The 2763-nt window shown below is 73.0% G+C and carries 3 protein-coding genes and 1 pseudogene; 1 reads left to right on the top strand and 3 read right to left on the bottom strand.

Going from position 1 to position 2763, the window contains the following annotated elements:
* Nucleotides 1-113 (bottom strand): NAD-dependent epimerase/dehydratase family protein (locus AB0C29_RS42225; protein ID WP_360833104.1); only part of this gene is annotated, 113 nt, incomplete at its 3' end.
* A 131-nt stretch (nucleotides 114-244) separates the two neighbouring features.
* Here AB0C29_RS42225 and AB0C29_RS42220 point away from each other — a divergent pair.
* Complete coding sequence (locus tag AB0C29_RS42220) at nucleotides 245-574, top strand: helix-turn-helix domain-containing protein (RefSeq protein ID WP_360833098.1); 330 nt, start codon at nucleotides 245-247, stop codon at nucleotides 572-574.
* Here the strand turns inward: AB0C29_RS42220 and AB0C29_RS42215 are convergent.
* Both AB0C29_RS42215 and AB0C29_RS42210 read right to left on the bottom strand, forming a co-directional pair.
* Nucleotides 553-2019, bottom strand: coding sequence for an SDR family NAD(P)-dependent oxidoreductase (locus AB0C29_RS42215; RefSeq protein ID WP_360833101.1), 1467 nt, complete (start codon nucleotides 2017-2019; stop codon nucleotides 553-555). The two genes, AB0C29_RS42220 and AB0C29_RS42215, sit on opposite strands and share 22 nt — an antisense overlap.
* 144 nt (nucleotides 2020-2163) lie before the next feature.
* A pseudogene (locus AB0C29_RS42210) lies at nucleotides 2164-2763 on the bottom strand (hypothetical protein); the annotation flags it as partial.

Raw genomic sequence — 2763 nt, 5'->3', positions numbered from 1 at the left:
GCCGGCAGCACCGCCGGCCGCCGCGACACCGCTGTCACCTGCTCGCCCGCTGCGGCCAGGCCGGCCACCAGCGGGGCGCCCACGTACCCTGTCGCCCCCGTCACCACGATCATGTCGTTCCCTCCGTCGTTCGTTGAGGAAGGGAAGCTAACATCGCCGGGATAGTAGGTACCTAGAGGAAAGTGACTACCCCGTGAAGCCCAGCCGCGAGGCTCCGCCCGAGACCGCCTGCCCGATCGGGCCCGTGGTCGACATCGTCTTCAGCCGCTGGACCACGCCCATCCTGTGGGCTCTGCACGAGTTCGGGCGGCAGCGCTTCGTCGAATTGCAGCGCCGGGTCGCCACCATCACCCCAAAGGTGCTGACCCAGCGGCTGCGCCAGCTCGAACGTGACGGGCTGATCACCCGCACCTACCATCCCGAGGTCCCGCCCCGCGTCGAGTACGAGATCAGCGAGCTCGGCCTGACCCTCGCGCCCCTGTTCGCCGCCCTGGCCGAATGGGGCTCAGGCCATTTGGGCCGCGTCGAGCAGGCGCGCGCTGACTATGACGGTCACCAGGCGATCGGGGCGTAGTCCTTCAGGAAGCAGCCGTACAGGTCCTCGCCCTGCTCGCCGCGCACGATCGGGTCGTACACCCGGGCCGCGCCGTCGACCAGGTCCAGCGGGGCGTGGAAGCCCTCGTCGGCCAGCCGCATCTTGGTCGGGTGCGGGCGCTCGTCGGTGATCCAGCCGGTGTCCACGCTGGTCATCAGGATGCCGTCGGTGAACATGTCCTCGGCGCTGGTCCGGGTCAGCATGTTCAGCGCCGCCTTGGCCATGTTGGTGTGCGGGTGACCCGCGCCCTTGTAGCCGCGGGCGAATACGCCCTCCATCGCGGAGACGTTCACCACGTACCGGCGGGGGAAGGGCGACGCCGTCATCGCCGCGCGCAGCCGGCTGACCAGCACGAACGGCGCCGTGACGTTGCAGAGCTGCACCTCCAGCAGCTCCAGGGCGTCGACCTCGTGCACCCGGTCGCTCCAGCTGTTGGTCGGCGCCAGGTCCGGCACCAGCCCGCCGGCGTCGATCGCGGTCAGCGCGGCGATCCGGTCGGGGCTCGCCGAGCCGCTGGTCAGCGCCAGGGCGGTCAGCGCGTGCGGGCTGAACGAGGAGCCGTCGGTCAGCGACGCCGGGTGCGCCGCCATCGCGTGCCCGCCGAGATACTCCAGCTCCGGCAGCGGACCGTCGGGCAGCGGCGCCGACTCGGCCGCCACCAGTGCCGAGTAGGAGCCGGGCGAACGCCGTACCGTCTGGGCCGCGTTGTTGATCAGAATGTCGAGCGGTCCGCGGGCCGCGACCGAATCGGCCAGCGCGACCACCTGCCCCGGATCCCGCAGGTCGATGCCGACGACCCGCAGCCGGTGCAGCCAGTCCGCGCTGTCCGGCATCGCGGCGAAGCGCCGCACGGCGTCGTTCGGGAACCGCGTGGTGATGGTCGTGTGCGCGCCGTCCCGCAGCAGCCGCAACGCGATGTACATGCCGATCTTGGCGCGGCCGCCGGTGAGCAGCGCCCGGCGCCCGTTCAGGTCGGTGCGGGCGTCGCGGTGGCTGTGGTTCTTCGCCGCGCAGGCCGGGCAGAGCTGGTGGTAGAACGCGTCGACCTGCACGTAGCGCTGCTTGCAGATGTAGCAGCCGCGCGGCTGGCGCAGGACGCCCGCGCTGGTCGTGGTGGTCGCGGTGGCCAGCGGAATGCCGGCGGTCTCGTCGTCGATGCGGCTGGGCGCACCGGTCGCGGTCGCGGCGGTCACCGCGCGGTCGTTGGCCAGGATGGCGTCCCGGCGGTCCCGGCGGCGGCGCAGCTTCACGGTCTTGAAAAGACCGGCGGTCGCCCGGCGTACGGCCACAGCATCGGGGTGCTCCGGGTCCAGCTCCTCGGCCTCGGCGATGACCTGCAGACACAGCGCGAGCCGCTCGGGGTCGATACGGGTGGTGTCTTCGGGCGCGTCGGCATAGCCGCCTGACGTGGCGGACTCGTCCATGGTCGCGGTCATGCTCATTCCCGTCCCGGTAGAACCCCAACTTCCCCGGGGCATGGTACTTACTGCGCCGGGCGCACGGCTGATCCGTACGACCCGGCGGGCCACAATAGCCGCAAGACCGCCGAAACGGTTAGCCGGTGGTGGTCAGGAGGACGACTCCGTCCGGCCCGGGGGTAGTTCGAGGATGGCGGTGGTGTCGACGCCGGGCTCGCGGCGTTCGGCGTCGTTGTCGCCGGCCGGATCCTCGTCGCCGGTGGCTGAGGAGCGGCCGGTCGGGGCGGGATCGGTCGGCGTGACCCGGCCGGAGAGGTCGACGGTGACCGGCGGGCCGTCGTCGGCGGTGGCTTGGGCCCGGCGGCGTTCGGCCGACGGAGGCCAGGGCGGCGGAGCGGGCGGGCTCGTCGGCGCCGGGAACGCGTCGCGCTCCCCGGAGGCCAGCGGTGAGCGACCGGCGGGGGATGGCGATGGACCGGCGGAGGACGGCGCCCGACCGGCCCCGGTGGCGGCATCCGGATCCGGCGACGACCCGGCACGCGGCACGGAATCGCTCGTCGCAGTGCGGGGCCGCCACGAGGTGTCCCCGTCGTCCCGCTCGTCCAGCGTGATCCGTGCGGACGAGGGATGCGGGGCGGACCCGGCGACCGGGTAGCCGGACGAGGCGCCGCCCGAGACGGGCGCGCTGGCGGAGAACCGCCGCACGGGTGACGCCCCCGAGCCCGGCCCGGCAGCCGGAGAGCCGGCCCC

It is taken from the genome of Actinoplanes sp. NPDC048791 (assembly GCF_040650095.1).
Taxonomy (GTDB): domain Bacteria; phylum Actinomycetota; class Actinomycetes; order Mycobacteriales; family Micromonosporaceae; genus Actinoplanes.
Note: the sequence above shows the minus strand (reverse complement) of the source record. Positions and strands in the feature narration are given on the sequence as shown.